This window comes from Mesorhizobium sp. WSM4836 (assembly GCF_055811815.1).
On the sequence record NZ_JBVVQF010000001.1, the window covers coordinates 147040 to 168556 of the forward strand.

The window sequence follows — 21517 nt, forward strand, 5'->3', positions numbered from 1 at the left end:
AGCGCCGCTGATGCATTTCAGGATATGTCGAGATTCAAGTCAGGCCGAGCCGAGAAGGGTGGGTTCCGAGAACCGGAGCGGAGCGTACTTTGGGTACGTGAGCACCGGAAGCGCAGGAAACCGCCGTTTGCAGGCCGGCATCACTTGTATCTCGACATATCCTAGCCGAACAACGGGATGACGTTGCTATCCCTGCCAAGCAGCCTGTCGATCGACAGCGGCTCCTCGTCGAAGAGCGTGCCGGCCAGCGCCGGCCGGGCGAGGTAAAAGCCCTGCAGCAGGTCGACGCCGCCATCCAGCGCGACGCGCAGATGCGTGGCGTTCTCGACGCCTTCGACCAGCACCTTGGCGCCACGGTCGTGCAGCGTCGAAACCAGCGGCCGGAAAAACCGCTCGGCGGCGGCATGGCGGCAGAATTCGGCGAACCAGGTGCCGTCGATCTTGACGATGTCGGGCTGCACGAGCGCGACCCTTTCTTCGGTAGAATGCCCGGTACCGAAATCGTCGATGGCGATACGGATGCCGTCGCGCCGCATCTCGCGCGCCAGGCTGACAAGCACCTTGTCGCCGGCCGCCTGCTCGGTGATCTCGCAGACCAGCATGCCGGGATGCAAGCCGAAATCCGCCAGATGCCTGGTCATTAGCCTGATTTCGGCCAGCGCCCGTGTAGGGTCATCGTTGATCAGCGGATTGTAGTTGAAGAACAGGTCGAGCCCGTCGACGCCGATGTTGCGGAAGTTGCGCAAATGCAGCACCCGGCACATGGTTTCGACAAACAGCCGATCCGCTGCCGGCACGCTTTCGAAGAAGATTTGCGGCGCCACCGGCCTGCCTGCACGATGCGGCTCGATCAATCCCTCGACCGCGACGGCGGCGAGAAACCTACCGCGCGGCGCGAAGACCGGCTGGTAGGCGCTCCTCAGCCGGAATGTGCCGTAGACGCCATATTCGATGCCGACCTCGTCGGCAAAGATCGCCTCACCGACCTTGCGCCGCATGTCGGCTTGTCCGGTCACGATATCACCCTGCGGCCAAAGGCCCGCATCGGCCGCTTCGATGGCGAAACGGCGGTGGCCACCTTCTCCGTATCGGCCGATACCACGGCCGCCTGACCGCTCTTGTCGAAGACGTGAAAGCTGGTCGGCGCAAGCTCGGGGCGCGCCAGCACATAGCCCTGCACCATCGAGGCGCCCGACTTTTCGGCGAGCTCGAGCTGCCAGCCCGTCTCGATGCCCTCGAACACCGTACGAATGCCTTGCTCTTCGAAGCTTGTCACCATGGCGGTCAGCAAGGCAAAGCCGGCACCGGATTCCATTAGCGTCATGATCCAGTCGGCATCGAACTTGACGATGTCGGGCCTGAGTTCCTTGATGCGATTGATGTCGGACTCGTCGGCGCCGTAGTCGTCGACGGCAATGCGCAAACCATTGCCCCTGAGCGCCTCGACGAAATTGTAGAGCGTTTCCTGCGACGCCGATTTCTGCTCGGTCACCTCGCAGACGACGCGGCGCGGATCGATGTCGGCCTCGTGCAGCACCAGCCGCATGTCGTGCAGCGCCTTGTCGGCGATGCTGCGGTCGGTGAACACCGACGGATCGAAATTGATGAAGATGGAGGCGTCTCGCGGCAGACAGGCGCCGGCGTTCAGAAGGTGCAGCGTCCGCGTCAGCGCCTCGATATGCAGGCGGTCGACCGCCGGACAGCTGTTGAAGAAAGTCATTGGCGGCTGCGGCTCGCCTTCGCGGAACGGCCGGATCAGCCCCTCGAAGGCGACGACGGAAAGCTTGCCCTTGTTGAAGGCGAAGATCGGCTGGAACGCGCTTTGCAGCGTATAGACCCCCCAGACACCGCTGGCGGTGCCGTCATCATGGCGGACGATATGGGCAAGCCCGATGCTGCGCGTCACGGTTCCTCGCTATGCGAGACTGGCGGACCGGCTATGGTCCTGCCGTTCAAGCTTTTACCGATGGTTGATGAATTTATCGTTGCCGGCATTGCGCGCTGGCTCCTTCGACAATGCCTGCGCTAGGCTTGCGCCAGGGCTTGCGCTTGACCAGACGATGCGACATGAGAGGCGCGGCGGCGCCTTCGCCGCGCCGGCGCCTTCGCCGCGCCGGTCCTTTCTGGAGATATTTCTCATGGCCTTTCTTGCCGACGTCCTTTCCCGCGTAAAGCCTTCCGCGACCATCGCGGTGACGCAGAAGGCGCGCGAGCTGAAAAACGCTGGCCGCGACGTGATCGGGCTGGGCGCGGGCGAGCCGGATTTCGACACCCCCGACAACATCAAGAACGCCGCGATCGAGGCCATCCGCCGCGGCGAGACGAAATATCCGCCGGTCTCCGGCATCGTGCCGCTGCGCGAGGCGATCGCGAAAAAGTTTAAGCGCGAGAACAATCTCGACTACCGGCCGGAGCAGACCATCGTGGGCACCGGTGGCAAGCAGATCCTGTTCAACGCCTTCATGGCAACACTGAACCCCGGCGACGAGGTGATCATCCCGCGGCCCTACTGGGTGAGCTATCCCGAAATGGTGGCGATCTGCGGCGGCACCTCGGCCTTTGCCGAGACGTCCATCGACAACGGCTTCAAGCTTACGTCAGCCGTTCTGGAAAAGGCGATCACGCCGCGCACCAAATGGCTGTTGATGAACTCGCCGTCGAACCCCTCGGGCGCCGCCTATACCGAGGCGGAGCTCAAGAGCCTGGCCGACGTACTGTTGAAGCATCCTCATGTCTGGGTGCTGACCGACGACATGTACGAGCACCTGACCTATGGCGATTTCGTCTTCAAGACCATCGCCGAGGTCGAGCCCAAGCTCTATGAGCGCACGCTGACGATGAACGGCGTCTCGAAGGCCTATGCCATGACCGGCTGGCGGATCGGCTATGCAGCCGGCCCGGTACCGCTGATCAAGGCGATGGACATGATCCAGGGCCAGCAGACCTCCGGCGCCTGCACTATCGCCCAATGGGCGGCGGTCGAAGCGCTGAACGGCCCGCAGGATTTCATCCCGAAGAACAAGGCGATCTTCCAGGGCCGGCGCGATCTCGTCGTCTCGATGCTCAACCAGGCACGCGGCATCACCTGCCCGTCGCCGGAAGGTGCATTCTACGTCTATCCCTCCTGTGCCGATCTGATCGGCAGGAAGACCAAGAGCGGCAACGTGATCGACAGCGACGAAACCTTCTGCTCGGAACTGCTCGAGGCCGAGGGCGTGGCGGTTGTTTTCGGCTCGGCCTTTGGCCTCGGCCCGAACTTCCGAATCTCCTACGCCACGTCCGAGGCTCTGCTCGAAGAGGCCTGCACGCGCATCCAGCGCTTTACCGCCGCGCTGGTCTGAGGCGTTTCAGCCGCCATACTGTTCGTCGCTGACCTTCTCCAGCCAATCGACAGGCACACCCTCGAGTGCCTCCTGCATGGCGATGTGGGTCATCGCCGATCTGGGCGCGGCGCCGTGCCAGTGCTTTTCGCCCGCCGCAAAGGAGATGACGTCGCCGGCCCTGATCTCCTGTATTGGCCCGCCCCAGCTTTGCGCGAGACCAGCACCGGACGTGACATAGAGCGTCTGGCCGAGCGGATGCGTGTGCCAGTAGGTACGGGCGCCGGGCTCGAAACTGACCAGCGTGGCGCGTAGCCGCGCCGGAGCCTCTTTCTCGACGATCGGTGTCTGCAAAACCCGGCCGGTAAAATATGTCTCCGGCGCAAGGATCGTCGGCACGCTGCCGCAGGTAATGATCTTCATCGTCGCAAATCCTTATGTCTGGTTCAGGCCGCCCTGTCATCTAGAGCCTACCATTTTCGTCCGATGCCGGCTGCATGTCCTGCCGGCTGCGGGCAAGGCGGGGCCAGAACAGGCCGGTACGTCCGCGATAGGCCTGATAGGCACCGGCCAACCTTGTCCGCGAAAATTTTCGCTCTTCGTCCAAGGCTGCGATCACATAGATCGTAACGATACCTGCGACCGGCACCACCGCCCACACCGACCAGGTCGCGATGCCCCACCCGATCCAGAAGATGATGTAGGACGTGTAGAACGGATGACGGACATGGAGATAAGGGCCTTCGGTCACCAGGCTGTCGGGATTGTCCGGATCGAACGCGAAACGCAGCCGCGCCTTGCGCGAGACCGAGATCGCCCACCAGAACAGCGCCGAGCTTGCCAGTTCGACGGCAAGCCCGATGATCTTCGCTGCAACCGGTTGCCGCTCGATCCACAGCAGCGCCAGAAAGAACAGCGCCGTGCCGACGACGACGGCCGAAATGATCACGGCGCCTTGAGACATGCTCGGTGACTGGAAATGCCCGCGCATCGACCAGGCATATTGGCCGAGCGTCGCGATGCTGCTGATCGAGAGGAGAAGGTCGAGCGTGGATTCCATCATCAGGGTCCCGGGGTTAGCTGTGGTGGATTCGTTCATCATACCCGGCGGAAACCGAGAAATCATTTCTTAACCACCGTTCTAAACAACATGGTGACCTCGGCATGCGATGTTGACCTGGAGACAATCCCAAGGTCCAACCAGATATGGCTGTTTCCCACCGCACGATCCGCACGCCGCAAGCGGATTTGCGACTCAGCCAGTCGTCGGGACCCGGCATCCCGCTTGTCCTGATCCACGGCTCGGGCAGTTCGCGCGCCGTATTCGCCCGCCAGTTCGACAGCCCGTTGGCCGCTGCTCATCGGTTGATTGCTTTCGACCTGCCCGGCCACGGCGAATCCTCGGACGCCCGCGATCCGGCGACGGACTACACCATCGCCGGCCTTGCCCAATCGGCGGCTCAGCTCCTCGACGCGTTGGGCATCGGCCGCGCCGTCGTCTTCGGCTGGTCGCTTGGCGGGCACGTGGCAATCGAACTCGCGAGTTTTCACCGCGCCGTCGGCGGGCTGATGCTGACCGGCGCGCCGCCGGTATCGAAGGGTCCTTTCGGCATGCTGCGCGGCTTCCACGCGCATTGGGACATGCTGCTGGCGTCCAAAAAGACGTATTCCGAACGCGACGCCGAGCGCTTCGAGACGCTGTGTTTCGGCGACACCGCCGACCCATCCTTCCGCAAAACCATCCTGCGCACCGACGGCCGGCTGCGCGCCGCGGTGACGCGCGGCATGCTCACCGGCAAGGGCGCCGACCAGAGACAAGTGGTCGAGCAGGCCGCGTTTCCGGTGGCCATCGTCAATGGCGAGAACGATCCTTTCGTCCGGCTCGGCTATTTTGAAACGCTCGCCTACGGCTCGCTGTGGGAGCATTGCCACATCATCCCCGGCGCCGGGCATGCGCCTTTCTGGGAACGTGCGGACCTGTTCAATCCATTGCTCGCGCGCTTTGCCGAGACGGCGGCAGTGCAGCGCGTGAACGCATCGCCGCTGACGTCACGCCGAACCGGCACCGTCTGACCCGAACTTCAACTTCAAATCCCTTGCCCTCCCGGCCTGCCCGTGGGACGATGCCCTTTGGGTAGGTGGCAAATTGAAAAAAGCCTCGCCCGCGACGGCCGACAGGCCGGCCGCCGCTCACAGGGAAGCGCCTGAGTGGAGGTCAGCCATGGGTACTCGCGCCGGAGGACGACGCACGGGACCGAAATGCATTGCCATAGTCGGTCCCTTCGCAAGCGGTAAGACGACACTTCTCGAAGCCATACTCGCCCGTACAGGCGCCATCCCCCGCCAGAATCCCGTTTCGTCGGGAAATACCGTTTCCGATCATTCGCCCGAGGCGCGCGCTCACGGCATGAGCGTCGAGGCAACCTTCGCCACCACCGAATTCATGGGCGAGCCGTTCACCTTCGTCGATTGTCCCGGCTCCATCGAATTCTCCTTCGAAGCCGAGCCGGTGCTGGCCGCCTGCGACGTCGCCGTGGTCGTCGCCGAGGCTGACGAGAAGAAGATCCCTGCCCTGCAGCTGATCATGCGCAAGCTCGACGATCTCGGCGTGCCGCGCATGCTGTTCCTCAACAAGGTCGACAAGGCGATATCAGGCGTGCGCGATACGCTGAAGATGCTGCAGCCGGCAAGCTCGGTGCCATTGCTGCTGCGCCAGATCCCGCTGCGCAAGGACGGCGTCGTCATCGGCTCGATCGACCTCGCTCTGGAGCGTGCCTACGTCTATCGCGAATATGCCGAGAGCGAAGTCGCCCATATCCCGAGCGACGACAAGGCGCGCGAGCTCGAGGCGCGCTTTTCCATGCTGGAGACGCTCGCCGACCATGACGACCGCCTGATGGAGCAATTGCTGGACGAGATCGAACCGCCGAAGGACGCGATCTTCGACGACCTCGCCGCAGATCTGCGCGACGGCACGGTGACGCCGGTGCTGATCGGCACCGCCGAGAAGGGCAATGGCGTGCTGCGCCTGTTGAAGGCGATCCGTCACGACGCACCCGACATCGAGGCGACGCGCCAGCGTCTCGGCGCGCCCGACGGCAATGCCACCGTGGTCCAGGTGATGAAGACCATCCACACCGCGCATGGCGGCAAGCTGTCGGTGTCACGCATCCTGTCCGGTCAGGTCGCCGACGCCGCCGAGCTGTTCCTTCCCACCGGCGAGACGGCAAAGGTCTCCGGCATCTACAAGATGCTTGGCAAGGACCAGGTCAAGCTGACTTCGGCCAAGGCCGGCGACACGGTGGCGCTCGGCAAGCTGGACGCCGTCAGGACCGGCCAGACGCTGAGCTCGACCAAGGGCGGCATCAAGCCGCTGGTGACGCTGGCGCCGCCGCAACCGGTCTTCGCCTTCGCGCTGCGGCCGAAGGAGCGCAAGGACGAGGTCAAGATGTCGGCGGCCATCCAGCGCCTGGCCGAGGAAGATCCCTCGCTCAGCCTGCATCACAACCAGGATTCGGCCGAAACCGTGCTGTCCGGCCATGGCGAGATGCATCTGCGCGTCGTGCGCGAGCGGCTGGAGGGCAAGAACCAGATCCCGGTCGAAGGCCATGTGCCGGCCGTGCCCTACCGCGAGACGATCCGAAAAGCGACGCAGCAGCGCGGCCGCCACAAGAAACAGTCGGGCGGCCACGGCCAGTTCGGCGACGTGGTGCTCGAGATCAAACCGCTGCCGCGCGGGTCAGGCTTCCAGTTCACCGATACGATCACCGGCGGCGTCGTGCCGAAGACCTACATCCAGTCGGTCGAGACCGGCGTGCGCGATTACCTGAAATCTGGCCCGCTCGGCTTCCCGGTCGTCGATGTTGCCGTCAACCTCTCTGATGGCTCCTACCATGCGGTGGATTCCTCCGACATGGCCTTCCAGATGGCGGCGAAGCTGGCGATGAAGGAAGGCATGGCCGCGTGCTCGCCGGTGCTGCTCGAGCCGGTGATGAAAGTCGAGATCGTCACGCCGTCGGATGCGACGTCGAAGATCATCGCGCTGATCCCGCAGCGGCGCGGCCAGATCCTCGGCTATGACGCGCGGCCCGATTGGCCGGGATGGGACGTGGTCGAGGCGACCATGCCGCAGGCCGAGATCGGCGACCTCATCATCGAGCTGCGCTCGGCCACGGCGGGTGTCGCCAGCTACCGGGCCGTCTTCGACCACATGGCCGAACTCACCGGCCGGTTGGCCGACGAGGCGCTGAACGCCAACGGCAAGGCTGCCTGAAGCGGCAGCTTGCAACCAGAACACAAGGAAACGGCGCCCGGATCATCCGGGCGCCGTTTCGTTGCGGACCGTCTTCGTGGGAGGCGAAACGGCAGGTCCGCCGCATACTTGCCGCCCGATGCCTGGCGGCGGAGGAAGGTTCGGACGCGGTAGCTGCCTGAGCCCGGGTCGTCCGAGTGATGCCCCCATCCCCCGGACGAGCCACACCGCGTCCTATGCTCTGCTTACTCGATTTGGCGTCCCCACGCATGTTACCGGAGGTTACATGTCACTGTTACGCGCCAGTTCCGGCCGATTTTCTGGCGATGTGTTGGTTTCAGGCAACAAAAAAGCCGGATCAATGAAGACCCGGCTGAGTTTGATTGGAAGTGCCTGTTAAGGCTAACCTCCAGAGGGGAACACTCGAGAGCGCTAATGGGAGGAGAACGCGCTCAAGAGATGATCTATATATGTGCTCTTCATGCCCAAGAAACAAGCATCTATTTTGCAACACTCACATGCAAAAAGGCGCCGGCTGTGGTCTAATCCGTCCCGGAGCGCAATAGGACCAGTTGAATCGCTGAAATACGACGTGCGGCAAGGCAAAAATCGATCCGCAGCCGCGAATCAGCAGCGATTCCTGCTCGGAAAGCCGAAAAACGCAGGATGACGTGGAATCGTGCAGCACGCGTTTGTTTTTTCGGCAGCCAGACCTTGCTGGTGCATGCCGCCCAAAAGCCGGCCCTTGAGCTTGACCCGAGGGTGCAGCGGTTTGGGTTACATGAACAACAAGACCAGGGGGTAAGGAGACCTCTATGCGGGCCGCTTCGGCGATCGCCGGCAGCATCATCTTCCTTGCTGCAGCGCCCGGCGTGGTCGCCGGACTGCTGCCTTGGCTGTTGACCGACCGCTATCGCCTGCCCTGGTCGAGCCAGCCCGGTTTCGTTCCTGTCGGCTGGCTGCTGGTTGTCTCCGGCACAGCCGTGCTGCTGCACGCCTTTGCCCGTTTTGCCCTGGAGGGCCTGGGTACGCCAGCCCCGGTCGCGCCGACCGAGAGGCTGGTCGTCGGCGGCATCTACCGCCATGTCCGCAACCCGATGTACGTCGCCGTGCTGTCGATCATCCTCGGCCAGGCACTGCTGTTTTCGAGCTGGACGGTCGCCGCCTATCTAGCCATCGCCGCGGCCGCCATGATCTCCTTCGTCAAACTATATGAGGAACCGACGCTTGCCCGCCGCTACGGCGCCGAATACGAAGCCTACCGCCGTGCCGTACCAGGCTGGCTGCCCCGCCTGACACCTTGGCGCGGCTAAAGCAGGCTCCAAGGCTACGTCACCACGGCAGCGGGCCGTCCTCGTTCGAGAACGTGCCCGTCGGACCGTTCGCGTCGAGAAGTGCGAGGCGCACGGGCTCCCGCGCGGCCTGTTCGACGGTGCGCGGACCTTCGAAGTTGTTCAGCTCCGTCGCGGTATAACCCGGGCACGCAGCGTTGACCTTGATGCCGGTCTCCCCGAGCTCGATGGCGAAGGCGAGCGTCATCGCGTTGACCGCCGTTTTCGACGGGTTGTAAACGGCGCCAAAAGAAGTGCGGTACGGAAAGGCCGGATCAGCGTTCAATGTCAGCGAGCCGGCGCCGCTCGATACGTTGACGATACGTGCCGCCGGCGCCTCACGAAGGAGCCGCAGCATCGCTTGCGTGACGGCGACGACGCCGAACACGTTCGTCTCGAACACCGCGCGTACGTCGTCGAGAGAGGCAACACTCGGGCGGCCCGAGTTGATGATCTCCTCGAGCGGCCTGCCCGGCTTTCCCGCATGGGAGATGCCCGCATTGTTCACCAGCACGTCGAGGCGGCCGAGTTCGATACGGATGCGCTCTGCCGCGGCGGCGATCGACGCCTGGTCGGTGACGTCGAGCTGCAGGGCGTGGGCATCCCCTCCGATGCTCTCTGCGGCTGCCTCCGCATGCTCGAGCCTGCGCGATCCTACGAGCACGGTGAGGCCGTTCGCCGCGAGATCCTTGGCGATCTGAAGGCCGATGCCCTTGTTGGCCCCGGTGACCAGGGCTAGATACAAGTCAAACGGAACCACGTTCCATATATATCCGGAACAAGGTTCCGTTTGCAAGAGGTAATTTGATGGGCGAAAAAACGCCGAACGGCAAAACGGATCAAGGCGACGGTCTGGAACCCCGCGACCGCGCGGATCGCCACGTGCGCGCCGACGCGCGGCGCAACATCGACGCGTTGCTCCGGGCAGCCATGGCGGTGTTCGCGACCTCCGGCGTGGAGGCTCCGGTGCGAGAGATCGCGGAAAAGGCCGGCGTCGGCGTCGGCACTGTCTACCGCCATTTTCCACAGCGCTCGGACCTGATCGTGGCCGTCTTCCGCAACGAGGTTGACGCCTGTGCGGATGCCGCGCCGATCCTGGCCGGAAAGCACGAGCCCGGTGAAGCGCTGGCCCTGTGGATGCAGCGCTACGTGGATTTCATCACGGCAAAACGCGGCCTCGCGGCAGCCTTGTACTCAGGCAATCCGGCCTTCGATACTTTGCCTGCTTATTTCAACCAACGGCTCCGGCCCGCGCTTCAAACATTGCTTGAAGCGGCGGCCGCGGCCGGCGAGGTACGCGCCGATATCGAGCCGGGCGACCTGCTGGGGGCGGCCGCCAGCCTTGCCATGCCGGCACATGGCGGCGGCCCTGCCCAGGCGCGGCGCATGGTTGCTCTGCTCGTCGACGGTTTGCGCTACGGCGCCAGCTCTCCGGCGGATACGCGTTCCTAAATCAGAACGACCAGCTGCGCGCCTTGGCGATGATGAAATCGCGGAAGACATGCAGCTTCGCCTGGTTCTTCATCGCGTCGGGATAGGCGAAATAGGTGTCGAAGGACGGCACCTCGGTTTCGGGCAGCAATTGCACCAGCCCGGAATCCTTGCTGACCACGTAATCGGGCAGCATGGCGATGCCGGCGCCGCCCTGCACCGCCCGCTTGATCGACAGGATGTCGTTGATCTGCAGCGTCGGCACCCTTTGCCCGCCTTCGAAATCGCCGACCGTCTCCAGCCAGTTCAGTTCCGACAGATGCGCCGGCACCGGCACGCCGAAGGTGACGATGCGATGGGTCTTCAGCTCGGCGATCGAATTCGGCTTACCGTATTTGTTCACATAGGAGGGCGCCGCGTAGAGATGGAAGTGCACGGTGAACAGGCGGCGCTGGATGAGGTCGGGCTGCTGCGGCTGACGCAGCCGGATGGCGCAATCGGCCTGGCGCATAGTGAGGTCGAGTTCCTCATTGGCCAGGATGAGCTGCAGGCTGACATCGGGATAGAGCTCGATGAACTCCTGCACGCGCTCGGTCAGCCAGCCGGCGCCGAGGCCGACCGTGGTCGTCACCCTGAGCACGCCGGAGGGCCGGTCCTTGGTTTCGGTCAGTCGCGACTTGATGGTTTCGAGCTTCATCAGCACGTCGTGCGCCGTGCGGAAAAGCATCTCGCCCTGCTCGGTCAGCACCAGGCCGCGAGCGTGGCGGTTGAACAGCGGGACGCCGACATCATGCTCGAGCGCGCTGACCTGCCGCGAGATCGCCGATTGCGACAAATGCAGTGTTTCCGCGGCATGGGTGAACGACCCCGCTTCCGCTGCGGCGTGAAACACGCGTAGCTTGTCCCAATCCAACGCCATGATTTCCCCTCGTCCTGTTTTCTGGCGTCCGCCTGTTGTGGCGTCTGAATGAAAAATCAGGCTTTTGCGCGGCTCTTCTCAGCCGCTTGTCGAACAATCACTCCGCCGCTTCGCGGTGGACCTCGATCCCCGCCAGATATTTTTCCGCCTCGAGCGCGGCCATGCAGCCGAGCCCGGCCGCCGTCACCGCCTGGCGGTAGATGTCGTCGGTCACGTCGCCGGCGGCGAACACGCCCGGCATGTCGGTGCGGGTCGAATCCGGCGCCGTCCACAGATAGCCGTTCGGCTTCTGCTTCAGCTTGCCGGCAAACAGCTCGACCGCCGGCGCGTGGCCGATCGCCACGAACACGCCGTCGACCACCAGATGCATCTCCTGCCCGGTCACCACGTTGCGCAGCTTCAGCCCTTCGACCGAAGGCGGCAGCGGCGTCTTGCCGGGCCGGCCGGTGATCTCGTCGACCACGGTGTCCCAGATGACGCGAACATTGTCCTTCTGCAGCAGCCGCTCGCGCAGGATGCGCTCGGCGCGGAAATCGCTGCGCCTGTGGATGACGGTGACGCTCTTGGCCAGGTTGGAGAGATAGAGCGCTTCCTCAACCGCCGAATTGCCGCCGCCAATCACCGCGACATCCTTGCCGCGGTAGAAGAAGCCGTCGCAGGTGGCGCACGCCGAAACGCCAAACCCCATGAAGGTCTGTTCGCTCGGGATGCCCAGCCACTTCGCCTGCGCACCGGTAGCGATAATCAGCGCGTCGGCGGTATAGATCGTGCCGGAATCGCCCTTGGCGCGGAACGGCCGCACGTTGAGGTCGACCTCGGTGATGATGTCGTTGACGATGTCGGTGCCGACATGCTCGGCCTGCCTGAGCATTTCGCTCATCAGCCATGGACCCTGGATCGGTTCGGCGAAGCCCGGATAGTTTTCGACGTCGGTGGTGATCATCAGTTGCCCGCCCTGCTGCAGGCCGGCGACCAGCATCGGTTTGAGCATGGCGCGGGCGGCATAGATCGCCGCCGTATAGCCGGCGGGGCCGGAGCCGATGATGAGAACAGGCGCGTGCTTGGTGATCATGAAAAAGCCTCTGCGGGGAGCAGCCATGGATTGTGGCATGAACTCTCGTCGATTGTTGCGCGTAATGTAAGTGTTGCCTGCGACGCCAGCAAGGCAAGTTGCCGTTCGTCCCCGGAAAGCTTCGGCGCCGGCGACGGCGACAAGCAACCGGCAGCAAGATGATGCGAAAATCCTCGATCCAGCGGATGGAATAGACAGCAAAGTCGTTTAACTACAAAGTCGCGAAAGATTCTTTCGCGTACCCACGGAAGCCACCATGCCGATCAAGGCCGATCTCGATGCCATCGACTGGAAGATCCTGCGCGAGCTTCAGCAGGACGGGCGCATGACCAATGTCGAACTGTCGAGCCGCGTCGGAATTTCGGCGCCGCCGTGCCTGCGCCGCGTCCGGCGGCTGGAAGAGGCCGGCATCATCCGCGGCTACCGCGCCCTGCTCAACGCTCCGGCGCTCGGCCTCGACGTCGTCGCCTTCTGCCTGATCGGCCTGCATCACCAGGCTGACGCCGAGCTCAAGACCTTCGCCGAGCGCACCCGCGGCTGGCCGATCGTGCGCGATGCCTGGATGGTGTCGGGCGAGTCCGATTTCCTGCTGCATTGCGTGGCGAGCGATCTCGGCACCTTCCAGACCTTCGTCATCGAGGAACTGGCCTCGGCCCCCAATGTCGACACGGTGCGAACCGCGCTGACCATCCGCCGGGTCAAGGATGAAGGGCTGGTGGCGTTTTCAGCTTGAGAGACCAGGCAAAGCGCCTGAGAAAAAAACCGGAAACAAAAACCCGCCTCGGCGGGCGGGTCGTCGGTGGGAATGACCACCATACCCAAATTAGTAGCATAGCTGCCGGCACAAAGCAAGAACAAAATTGCCTTCAGCGTTGAAGATTGGCGAAAACCGAGGCGAAATCCAATCTCCCCACCCATGGGGGAGATGTCCGGCAGGACAGAGGGAGGCGTGAAGGCACGCCAACCACCTGCGACCAGCCGAGAACATGTCTGAGGGTATGATTGAAAATCCATCGACAGGGCGGCGGGACAGCGCCCCCCTCTGCCCTGCCGGGCATCTCTCCCACGAGGGGGGAGATTCGCAGCTTCAGCGCTGGCGCCTAATCGAATGCCCGATCACCCCGCGTCGCAGAGGCGCTCTTCGACCATTTCGCAGAGATGGTGGTAGAGGCACAAATGCCCCTGCTGGATGATCGGCGTCGAGGTCGAGGGTACGTTGAGCAGGATGTCGGAGAGCGGCTTCAGCTTGCCGCCGGTGTCGCCGGTCAGGCTGATCACCGTCATGCCCATCATGCGCGCCTGTTGGGCGGCGGCGAGGATGCTTGGCGAATTGCCGCTGGTCGAGATGGCGAGCAGCACGGCCCCCGCCGAGCCGTGCGCCTCGACCTGGCGTGCAAACACCGTGTCGAAGCCGTAATCATTGCCCCAGGCGGTCAGCACCGCCGCGTTGGCCGGCAGCGCGATGACGTTGTAGGCCTTGCGCTCCCTGAGGAAGCGGCCGACCAACTCGCCGGCGATGTGGATGGCGTCGCTGGCGGAACCGCCATTGCCGGCTATCAGCAGCGCCTTGCCCTGCGAAAGCGCGGCGACGACGGCGCTGACGGATCGCTTCATCTCGCTGGTCAGGTCGCGCTCGACCATCGCCGAAATCGCCGCCGCCGAGCGGACCAGGTAATCGTTCAGTTCGGACATGAAACCCTCAGTTCCCGGCGCGTAGTTTGCCGATGGTGCCGGTGGTGCTCTTGCCGGCGACGAGGTCGACCAACACGACGCGGCCGCCGGCCTTCTGCACGACATCGGCGCCAACCACCTGATCGACCGTATAGTCGGCGCCCTTGACCAGTATGTCGGGGCTCAACGCCTCGATCAGCGAAAGCGGCGTATCCTCCTCGAAGATGACGACGGCGTCGACCGAGGCAAGTGCTGCCAGCACGCAGGCCCGGTCATGCTGGTCGTTGACCGGGCGTCCCGGCCCTTTCAGCCGGCGCACCGAGGCATCGCTGTTCAGGCCGAGCACCAGCCGGTCGCACTGGCTGCGCGCCGCGTGTAACAGGCTGACATGGCCGGCATGCAGAATATCGAAACAGCCATTGGTGAAGCCGACACTCAAGCCCTCGTCCTTCCAGGCCGCCACCAGCCGCGCCGCGGCGGCGGCATCGAGGATGGCATCCTTATGGGTGACCGGGCCATGCGAGCTAAACAGCGCGCCGGTGAGTTCCTCGATCGTCAGCCGCGCCGTGCCGCGCTTGCCGACGACAACGCCGCCGGCGGCGTTGGCGATCGATCCGGCCATGACGCGGTCGGCCCCTGCCGCAAGGGCCAGCGCAAAGGTCGCGATCACGGTGTCGCCGGCGCCCGAAACGTCGAACACTTCGCGCGCCTGCGTGGCGATATGGCGGGCGTCGTCCGCACCGACGACGCTCATCCCCTTTTCGCTGCGCGTCGCGACGACGAAATCGAAACCGTGCGCCGAAATTAGCTGGCGTGCCGCCGCCTCGATCTCGTCGTTGGCAAACACCGCGCGGCCGACCGCCTCGCCAAGTTCCTTGCGGTTGGGCGTGATTGCCGTCGCGCCGGCATAGCGCGCATAGTCGCGGCCCTTCGGGTCGACCAGCACCGGCTTGCCCGTTTGCCGGCAGATCGAGATCAGCTCGCCGGCGACACCGTCGAGCAGCACGCCCTTGCCATAGTCGGACAGGATGACGATGTCGGCGCGTGCCAGCGCTTCGCGAAAATGCCCGACCAATGTCGCGCGCTCGGCATCGCCCAGCGGCTTGATTTCCTCTTCGTCGAAACGCAGCACCTGCTGGTTGAGCGCGCTGAAGCGGCTTTTGGACGACGTCATGCGATCGGCATCCTGCGCCAGCCCGCCGGTGTCGACGTCAAATTCGCCGAGCATGCGCATGAGGTTCTTGCCGGCCTCGTCAGCGCCAATCACCGAGACCGGTATCGCGGCAGCGCCGAGCGAAACGATATTGGCGACGACATTGCCGGTGCCGCCCAGCGCCAGCGTTTCGCCGCGCCCGTGCAGCACGGGGATCGGCGCTTCCGGCGAAATGCGCTCGATCACGCCATTGACGAAACGGTCGAGGATGAAATCGCCGACCACCAGCACGGTGGCGCTGCCGAAGCGCGAGATGGCGCGGTGAAGAGGTTCGGGAGAAGGCAGCTTGATCATGTCAACGCGCGGGAGGGCCGATTTTCGGTGACGGGAAATTCGATTGGCAGGGCCGGCCATTCATGGCGATGCCGATATACCGCAATTTCAGCCGACGCAACGCCGGGCCTTCGACCGATCGCGGCGGCGAGACGGTGCGTCAGCTTTTCTGCAGCGCGACATGCACGCCCAGTCCGACAAGCACCGCACCGCCGGCGCGCTGCATCAGGCGCTGCGCACGGCTCGATTGCCGCAGCCTGGCGATCACCACGCCGGCCAGCACCACGCAAACAATGTCGGCCGACGAGAACATCAAATTGACGATCGTTCCAAGCACGACGAACTGCAGCCAGACCGGAAACGCTGCCGAGGCATCGATGAATTGCGGCAGGAACGCCATGAAGAAAATCGCCGTTTTCGGGTTGAGCACCTCGACGGCAACGCTCTCGGAAAAGGCGCGATTGGCGGATTTCGGCTGAATTCCCGGCAAGACAACGTCGCCTTGCGCCTTGGCGCGAAACAGCGAAACACCGAGCCAGATCAGATACAGCGCACCGACCAGCTTGACCGCTATGTAAAGCACCGGCACGGCATGGAAAAGCACCGACAGGCCAACAGCGGCGGCGAAGACATGAACGTAGCCGCCAAGATGGATGCCGAGCGCCGCCATCAGGCCGGACCAGCGGCCGCGCGCCATGGTTTGCGCCGCGGCATAGAGCATGGCGGGGCCGGGGATATAGGCAAAGATCGCCGTAGTGGCGAAAAAGGCGACAAGCAGTTCCGTTGACGGCATTACCTTGCTCCTGTCGCCGGTCGGCCAGCACGCCGGCTAAAACGTGACCTTTGCAGCGCCACTGTGGCGCTCGCCCGGCCGCCCGCCACCTGCTTTGTCGACAGCCCGGCCCGCCTCCCCTATAAGGCCAGAATCCCACAAGGGCTACAACCGGCACAAGGTACCAGAGGCTTTCATGATCATCGTCACGGGCGGCGCCGGCATGATCGGTTCCAACATAGTCGCCGCGCTCAACGCCGACGGTTTCAGCGACATCCTGGTCGTCGACGACCTCACCGACGGCCACAAGATCGCCAACCTCGCCGATCTCGAGATCGCCGATTATCTCGACAAGGACGATTTTCTGGCGCGGATCGAGGCCGGCGACCTCGGCCGCATCGAGGCGGTCTTTCACCAGGGTGCCTGCTCGACCACCACCGAATGGAACGGCAAGTTCATGATGGAGGTCAACTACACCTATTCGAAGCGCCTGCTGCACGCCTGCCTGGCCCTGCGCGTGCCCTTCCTCTATGCCTCGTCCGCTTCGGTCTATGGCGGCGGCGCCGAGTTCCGCGAGGAGCCGCAATACGAACGCCCGCTCAACGTCTATGCCTATTCGAAAAAGCTGTTCGACGACTATGTCCGCGGCACCGTCTTCGATACCGACCACTCGCCGGTGGCGGGCCTGCGTTATTTCAACGTCTACGGACCGCGCGAGGCGCATAAGGGCGCCATGGCTTCGGTTGCCTTCCATTTGTTCAACCAGGTCGAACGCGGCGAAAACCCCAAGCTGTTCGGCGCCTATGACGGTTTCGGGCCCGGCGAACAGAGCCGCGATTTCATCCATGTCGGCGATGTCGCCGACCTCAATCTGTGGCTGTGGAAACGCGGCTCGAGCGGCATCTTCAACTGCGGCACAGGCAAAGCCCAGCCCTTCCGCGCCATTGCCGAAACGGTGATCGATACGCTCGGCCAAGGCCAGATCGAGTTCATCGACTTTCCCGACCACCTCAAGGGCAGCTACCAGAGCTTTACGCAAGCTGATATGTCCCGCTTGCGCGCAGCCGGTTACAATGGCCAGTTCCGCACAGTGGAAACCGGCGTCAGAGACTATGTCGAATGGCTGAAAGCCCAACGATCCTCGTGATCGGCCCACGCTGGGTGGGCGACATGGTGATGGCGCAGTGCCTGTTCCAGGCGCTGAGGGAGCTTCATCCGAACGCCGCGATCGACGTGCTGGCGCCGGCCTGGGCAGCACCCCTGGTCAAGCGCATGCCTGAAATCCGCCAGCAGATCGACCTGCCGCTGCAATCCGGCGCGTTCGAATTCCGCATTCGAAGGCGCTTCGGCCGCCTGCTGCGCGGCCGCTACGAAATGGCCTTTGTCCTGCCGGGCAGCTGGAAATCTGCGCTGATCCCGTTCTTTGCCGGCATCCCGCGCCGCATCGGCCATCTCAAGGAAATGCGCTACGGCCTGCTGACCGACATCGTGCCGTTGCCCGATCGCCTGAAACGGCGCACCGCACAGGCCTATTTCGGCCTTGCCCGGGGCGGCGCCTTCCGAGCCCCGAAGCTTGCAGTCGATCAAGCCAACCAGACGGCACTGCTTGGCCGTTTCGGGCTGACGGCGGGGGAATTCGTGGCACTGATGCCGGGCGCCGAATTCGGTCCGGCCAAGCGGTGGCCGAGCGAACACTATGCCGGCCTTGCCCGCGAGATGATGGCGAAAGGGTTTGGCGTCGCACTGTTCGGATCGAAGAACGACGCTGGGGTGACAGCTGAAATCGCCGCGCTGGCACCGGGCGCCCTCGATCTCGCCGGCCAGACGCGGCTCGAGGATGCCATCGATCTGATTGCGGCGGCGAGGCTCGCCGTTTCCAACGACAGCGGGCTCATGCATGTCGCCGCCGCCGTCGGCACGCCGGTCGTCGCCGTCTACGGCTCGACCTCGCCCGAAAACACGCCGCCGCTCGCCGAGCGCCGCGAACTGGTCTGGCTCGGCCTGTCCTGTTCGCCCTGCCACAAAAAGACCTGCCCGCTCGGCCATCTCAACTGCCTGAAGACGCTGGACGTCGAACGCGTCGTGGCGGCGGCGGAGCGGCTGCTGGAAATGCCGGCCGCCGCATGAAGGTGCTGATCGTCAAGACGTCGTCGATGGGCGACGTTATCCACACCTTCCCTGCCGTCGAGGATGCGCGCCGCGCCCGGCCGGATATCTCCTTCGACTGGTGTGTCGAAGAGGCCTTTGCCGGCATCGTGGCGCTGCATCCAGCCATCCAAACCATCCACAGCGTGGCGATCCGGCGCTGGCGCACGAAGCTGCTCGAGCCCGGCACATGGCGGGACGTGGTCGGCTTGCGCCGCGCCTTGCGCGATTGCCGCTACGACCTCGTCCTCGATGCGCAAGGCTTGCTGAAATCGGCGCTGGTGGCGCGGCTGGCGGCAGCCCCGATCGCCGGTTTCGACCGGTCGAGCGCCCGCGAGCCTTCGGCAAGCCTGTTTTATGGCCATCGCTTCGCCGTGGCGCGCGGCCTGCATGCCATCGAGCGCACGAGACGCCTGTTCGGCCTGGCGCTCGGCTACGAGCCGGATTTTTCGAGGCTTGAGTCGGGCATCGTGCCGCCAGCCGGAAAATCGACTTTTGCCGGCGAAAAGGCAGCCTTCCTGCTGCACGGCACCAGCCGCGATGACAAGAAATGGCCGGTCGCGGACTGGATCGAAACCGCCCGCCTGCTGGTGGACAACGGGATGACCCCGGTCACCACCTGGTCGAACGACCGGGAACAGGCGGTTGCCGAAGCGATCGCCGGCGCTGTTTCGCAAACCGTGGTGGTTCCCCGGTCGCCGCTACCCGAGGTCGCCGCCGTCATCGGCGGTTCGACGCTGGTCATCGGCGCCGACACCGGCCTGACCCATCTCGCCAGCGCTTTCGGCCTGCCGACAGTGGCGATATTCCTGGCCACCGAGCCCGGCCTGACCGGCCCGTGCGGGCCGTTCTCTTCGACGCTGCTGGCCAAGCCCGGCCGCGGCATCACGCCGGCCGAGGTGATGGCGGAAGCGGAGACATTGCTGGCACTTAAATTACAAGGCGCTGCATAGGACCTTTTCAGAATTCGCTCTGGCGAGTCGAATAGCGTGGTTTCGAGAACCAGAGCGGAGCGTACCTACAGTACGTGAGCACCGGAAGCGCAGAAAACTGCGCTAGTCGACTCGCCAGAGTAGAATTATCAAAAGTTCTAGATGAACTGCACCTGGACGATCTCGTAACCCCTGGCGCCGCCCGGTGCGTTGACCTCGATGGCGTCGCCGACTTCCTTGCCGATCAGGGCGCGCGCGATCGGCGAGGAGATCGAGATGCGGCCGGACTTCACGTCCGCCTCCTGGTCGCCGACGATCTGGTACGTCTTTTTCTCCTCGGTATCCTCGTCGACCAGCACCACGGTTGCGCCGAACTTGACCTTGTCGCCGCTGAGCTTGGTGACGTCGATCACCTCGGCCCGCGCAATCAGGTCCTCGAGTTCGTTGACCCGGCCCTCATTGAGGCTCTGTGCCTCCTTTGCCGCGTGATATTCGGCATTTTCGGAGAGGTCGCCATGCGAGCGCGCTTCGGAAATCGCCTCGATAATACGCGGCCGCTCCTGTTGCTGGCGCCAGCGCAGTTCTTCCTTCAATGACGCGAACCCCTCGCCTGTCATCGGGACCTTGTTCATGATGCCTGACCTTTCCTGCCGCCGCCCCCGAAATCGGGAGCGACCTTGTCGATGGTACAAAAAGAAAACGGTCCGGCAGCCTCGCTAACGGAACCGTCTCACCACAATTCTGCAAGATATAGCGATCTTCGCGGGTTTTTCACGTCCAAAAAGTCGGATTTTGAAAAATCATCCACCGATTGCGCGGCTGACCCAACGTCAAGGACCACATCACGTGTACCGTGATGCCAAATTCCGGTTTCGGGCAGCATTCAGCACAGCAAACCGGCTGCGATCGCTCGCAGCCGGTATTAGCAGCGTTCCGGAGGTCGGATCAGCTCCTCATGAAATGATCGATCTGCTCGGACAGCATGCCGTATTCGCGAGATCCCTTGCCCGTGCGCTTCTCGATTTCGCGGAGCTGTTCCTGGGCGCCGGCAAGATCGCCGATCTGCAGGTGCGCCTCGCCGAGATATTCGCGCACCAGCGTGTAATTCGGGTCGATGCGCAGCGCTTCCTCGTAATAGCCGAGGCCGACGGTGACACGGCCGGAATGGCGGTGCGAATAGCCGAGATAATTGAGGATGCGCGGATCCTGCTTGTTGGCGGCGAGGCTGAGCACGGCGATCGCCTCGTCATAGCGTCCATCCATCGCCAGCGCGTGACCGGCATCATAGATGCTGTCGTCGTCCAGCATGCCTTCTTTCGGCGAGACACATTTCTTCTGCTTCTTGTCCCAGACCTCCCCCTTCTTGCACTGGCTCTGGCCGCCGCCGCCATTGCCGCCGCCGCCACCACCGGCCCCCCCGCCTTCACCAGCCGAAAACGCCGGAGCCGCAATCAGCGGCAGGGCGGCGATGGCCATGGCGTAAATCAGCAATCGTCTGCGCATTACACTCTCCTTTGAACCTGACAATGCAACACTAACGCCGGGCCGAACCCGTTTCGTCCCCGGAAAATGCCATCCTACCTCAAAACCGCGATCTCTCCCAGGAAGGCCATCTTATCCCGGCAACAGAGGGCATCGGAAATCATGCTTCACGATTAACGCCGACGCACGAGAGAACGTGACGAGCGCTGCAAATCCGCTATCATCGGGCCGCCCGAGCACGAAGCAGGGAGACGGCCGGTGCAGCAACGCGTTGAACGAGACTGGGAGCTTTCGATCGGTCCCGACACCGTGCGCCTGTTTATCCTCAAGGCCAAGGCGCTCAGCGCCGCCGTCAACGACGACTATGCCGACGGCGCCGAGCACGAGGTCGAGCTCGACGGCAACGCGCACGACAACCACCATCATGACGGCCTTGCCGAGGAAAGTTCCGAAGATCTCACCGAGGAGGAACTGCGCGAGCTGATCGACGATCTCAATGTCGACGAAGCGGCCGAACTGATTGCGTTGGTCTGGATCGGGCGCGGCGACTATGACGCGACGGAATGGACCGACGCGCTGGCCGCCGCCCGCGAGCGCGCCAACAAGCGCACGGCAAAATATCTGCTCGGCATGCCGCTCCTGGCTGACTGGCTCGAGGAAGGCCTGGAAGCGATCGGCGCGTGACAACGCGGTTACTGATTGTG

General features: G+C 63.8%; 22 protein-coding genes. 10 read left to right on the forward strand and 12 right to left on the reverse strand.

Annotated elements, in window-relative coordinates; translation table 11 throughout:
- Positions 1 to 161 precede the first annotated feature (161 nt).
- Positions 162 to 1016 carry an EAL domain-containing protein gene (locus tag AC0L2P_RS00770; RefSeq protein ID WP_473499243.1) on the reverse strand — a complete coding sequence of 285 codons (855 nt, stop codon included), beginning with the start codon at positions 1014 to 1016 and terminating at the stop codon, positions 162 to 164.
- Positions 1013 to 1906 (reverse strand): EAL domain-containing protein, encoded by an 894-nt coding sequence (locus tag AC0L2P_RS00775; RefSeq protein WP_473499245.1) that lies wholly within the window; start codon positions 1904 to 1906, stop codon positions 1013 to 1015. Before AC0L2P_RS00775 ends, AC0L2P_RS00770 begins: the two co-directional genes overlap by 4 nt.
- Positions 1907 to 2138: 232 nt before the next feature.
- Here AC0L2P_RS00775 and AC0L2P_RS00780 point away from each other — a divergent pair, with 232 nt between their 5' ends.
- Positions 2139 to 3341 (forward strand): pyridoxal phosphate-dependent aminotransferase, encoded by a 1203-nt coding sequence (locus tag AC0L2P_RS00780; protein ID WP_473499638.1) that lies wholly within the window; start codon positions 2139 to 2141, stop codon positions 3339 to 3341.
- A 6-nt stretch (positions 3342 to 3347) separates the two neighbouring features.
- Here AC0L2P_RS00780 and AC0L2P_RS00785 read toward each other — a convergent pair whose 3' ends face one another.
- Positions 3348 to 3743 carry a (R)-mandelonitrile lyase gene (locus AC0L2P_RS00785; RefSeq protein ID WP_473499247.1) on the reverse strand — a complete coding sequence of 132 codons (396 nt, stop codon included), beginning with the start codon at positions 3741 to 3743 and terminating at the stop codon, positions 3348 to 3350.
- 40 nt (positions 3744 to 3783) lie between these two features.
- Positions 3784 to 4380 (reverse strand): methyltransferase family protein, encoded by a 597-nt coding sequence (locus AC0L2P_RS00790; protein WP_473499249.1) that lies wholly within the window; start codon positions 4378 to 4380, stop codon positions 3784 to 3786.
- A 146-nt stretch (positions 4381 to 4526) separates the two neighbouring features.
- Between AC0L2P_RS00790 and AC0L2P_RS00795 the strand changes: the two genes are divergently transcribed.
- The 3 genes from AC0L2P_RS00795 to AC0L2P_RS00805 all read left to right on the forward strand — a co-directional run bounded on the left by AC0L2P_RS00795 (position 4527) and on the right by AC0L2P_RS00805 (position 8885).
- Positions 4527 to 5393 (forward strand): alpha/beta fold hydrolase, encoded by an 867-nt coding sequence (locus AC0L2P_RS00795; RefSeq protein ID WP_473499251.1) that lies wholly within the window; start codon positions 4527 to 4529, stop codon positions 5391 to 5393.
- 148 nt (positions 5394 to 5541) lie between these two features.
- On the forward strand, positions 5542 to 7593 hold the full coding sequence (locus AC0L2P_RS00800; RefSeq protein WP_473499253.1) for an elongation factor G: 2052 nt from the start codon (positions 5542 to 5544) through the stop codon (positions 7591 to 7593).
- A 794-nt stretch (positions 7594 to 8387) separates the two neighbouring features.
- Positions 8388 to 8885: a methyltransferase family protein gene (locus tag AC0L2P_RS00805; RefSeq protein WP_473499255.1), complete on the forward strand. Its 498-nt coding sequence runs from the start codon at positions 8388 to 8390 to the stop codon at positions 8883 to 8885.
- Between the two features lie 19 nt (positions 8886 to 8904).
- Here the strand turns inward: AC0L2P_RS00805 and AC0L2P_RS00810 are convergent, their stop codons facing one another.
- Entirely contained in the window at positions 8905 to 9663 is a 759-nt protein-coding gene (locus tag AC0L2P_RS00810) for an SDR family oxidoreductase (RefSeq protein WP_473499257.1), read from the reverse strand.
- Positions 9664 to 9710: 47 nt separating this feature from the next.
- Between AC0L2P_RS00810 and AC0L2P_RS00815 the strand changes: the two genes are divergently transcribed.
- The gene (locus tag AC0L2P_RS00815) at positions 9711 to 10355 is read left to right on the forward strand and encodes a TetR/AcrR family transcriptional regulator (protein ID WP_473499259.1); all 645 of its coding nucleotides are present in this window, start codon (positions 9711 to 9713) and stop codon (positions 10353 to 10355) included.
- Between the two features lies 1 nt (position 10356).
- Here AC0L2P_RS00815 and AC0L2P_RS00820 read toward each other — a convergent pair whose 3' ends face one another.
- Together AC0L2P_RS00820 and trxB are read right to left on the reverse strand one after the other, a co-directional pair.
- The gene (locus tag AC0L2P_RS00820) at positions 10357 to 11253 is read right to left on the reverse strand and encodes a LysR family transcriptional regulator (protein WP_473499261.1); all 897 of its coding nucleotides are present in this window, start codon (positions 11251 to 11253) and stop codon (positions 10357 to 10359) included.
- Between the two features lie 97 nt (positions 11254 to 11350).
- Positions 11351 to 12325 carry a thioredoxin-disulfide reductase gene (gene trxB, locus AC0L2P_RS00825; protein ID WP_473499263.1) on the reverse strand — a complete coding sequence of 325 codons (975 nt, stop codon included), beginning with the start codon at positions 12323 to 12325 and terminating at the stop codon, positions 11351 to 11353.
- A gap of 256 nt (positions 12326 to 12581) precedes the next feature.
- Between trxB and AC0L2P_RS00830 the strand changes: the two genes are divergently transcribed.
- Positions 12582 to 13058, forward strand: coding sequence for an Lrp/AsnC family transcriptional regulator (locus AC0L2P_RS00830; RefSeq protein ID WP_023678347.1), 477 nt, complete (start codon positions 12582 to 12584; stop codon positions 13056 to 13058).
- Positions 13059 to 13441: 383 nt separating this feature from the next.
- On the opposite strand, the gene AC0L2P_RS00835 is transcribed toward AC0L2P_RS00830, so the two are convergent.
- The 3 genes from AC0L2P_RS00835 to AC0L2P_RS00845 form a co-directional block, all read right to left on the reverse strand.
- Entirely contained in the window at positions 13442 to 14017 is a 576-nt protein-coding gene (locus AC0L2P_RS00835) for a D-sedoheptulose-7-phosphate isomerase (protein WP_473499265.1), read from the reverse strand.
- Between the two features lie 7 nt (positions 14018 to 14024).
- Positions 14025 to 15503: a D-glycero-beta-D-manno-heptose-7-phosphate kinase gene (gene rfaE1 / locus AC0L2P_RS00840; RefSeq protein WP_473499267.1), complete on the reverse strand. Its 1479-nt coding sequence runs from the start codon at positions 15501 to 15503 to the stop codon at positions 14025 to 14027.
- Positions 15504 to 15642: 139 nt separating this feature from the next.
- Positions 15643 to 16275 (reverse strand): LysE family translocator, encoded by a 633-nt coding sequence (locus AC0L2P_RS00845; protein WP_473499269.1) that lies wholly within the window; start codon positions 16273 to 16275, stop codon positions 15643 to 15645.
- 175 nt (positions 16276 to 16450) lie between these two features.
- Here AC0L2P_RS00845 and rfaD point away from each other — a divergent pair, with 175 nt between their 5' ends.
- The 3 genes from rfaD to waaC are packed head-to-tail and all read left to right on the forward strand — an operon-like array spanning position 16451 to position 19352.
- Positions 16451 to 17401: an ADP-glyceromanno-heptose 6-epimerase gene (gene rfaD, locus AC0L2P_RS00850; RefSeq protein ID WP_473499271.1), complete on the forward strand. Its 951-nt coding sequence runs from the start codon at positions 16451 to 16453 to the stop codon at positions 17399 to 17401.
- Positions 17374 to 18381 carry a lipopolysaccharide heptosyltransferase II gene (waaF, locus tag AC0L2P_RS00855; RefSeq protein WP_473499273.1) on the forward strand — a complete coding sequence of 336 codons (1008 nt, stop codon included), beginning with the start codon at positions 17374 to 17376 and terminating at the stop codon, positions 18379 to 18381. The genes rfaD and waaF overlap by 28 nt, the downstream gene beginning before the upstream one ends.
- The gene (gene waaC / locus AC0L2P_RS00860) at positions 18378 to 19352 is read left to right on the forward strand and encodes a lipopolysaccharide heptosyltransferase I (RefSeq protein ID WP_473499275.1); all 975 of its coding nucleotides are present in this window, start codon (positions 18378 to 18380) and stop codon (positions 19350 to 19352) included. The genes waaF and waaC overlap by 4 nt, the downstream gene beginning before the upstream one ends.
- 137 nt (positions 19353 to 19489) lie before the next feature.
- Here the strand turns inward: waaC and greA are convergent, their stop codons facing one another.
- Positions 19490 to 19963 carry a transcription elongation factor GreA gene (greA, locus tag AC0L2P_RS00865; protein ID WP_023719113.1) on the reverse strand — a complete coding sequence of 158 codons (474 nt, stop codon included), beginning with the start codon at positions 19961 to 19963 and terminating at the stop codon, positions 19490 to 19492.
- Between the two features lie 313 nt (positions 19964 to 20276).
- Positions 20277 to 20834 carry a tetratricopeptide repeat protein gene (locus AC0L2P_RS00870; RefSeq protein ID WP_473499277.1) on the reverse strand — a complete coding sequence of 186 codons (558 nt, stop codon included), beginning with the start codon at positions 20832 to 20834 and terminating at the stop codon, positions 20277 to 20279.
- Between the two features lie 237 nt (positions 20835 to 21071).
- Here AC0L2P_RS00870 and AC0L2P_RS00875 point away from each other — a divergent pair, with 237 nt between their 5' ends.
- Positions 21072 to 21497, forward strand: coding sequence for a DUF3775 domain-containing protein (locus tag AC0L2P_RS00875; RefSeq protein WP_473499279.1), 426 nt, complete (start codon positions 21072 to 21074; stop codon positions 21495 to 21497).
- Positions 21498 to 21517: the final 20 nt, after the last annotated feature.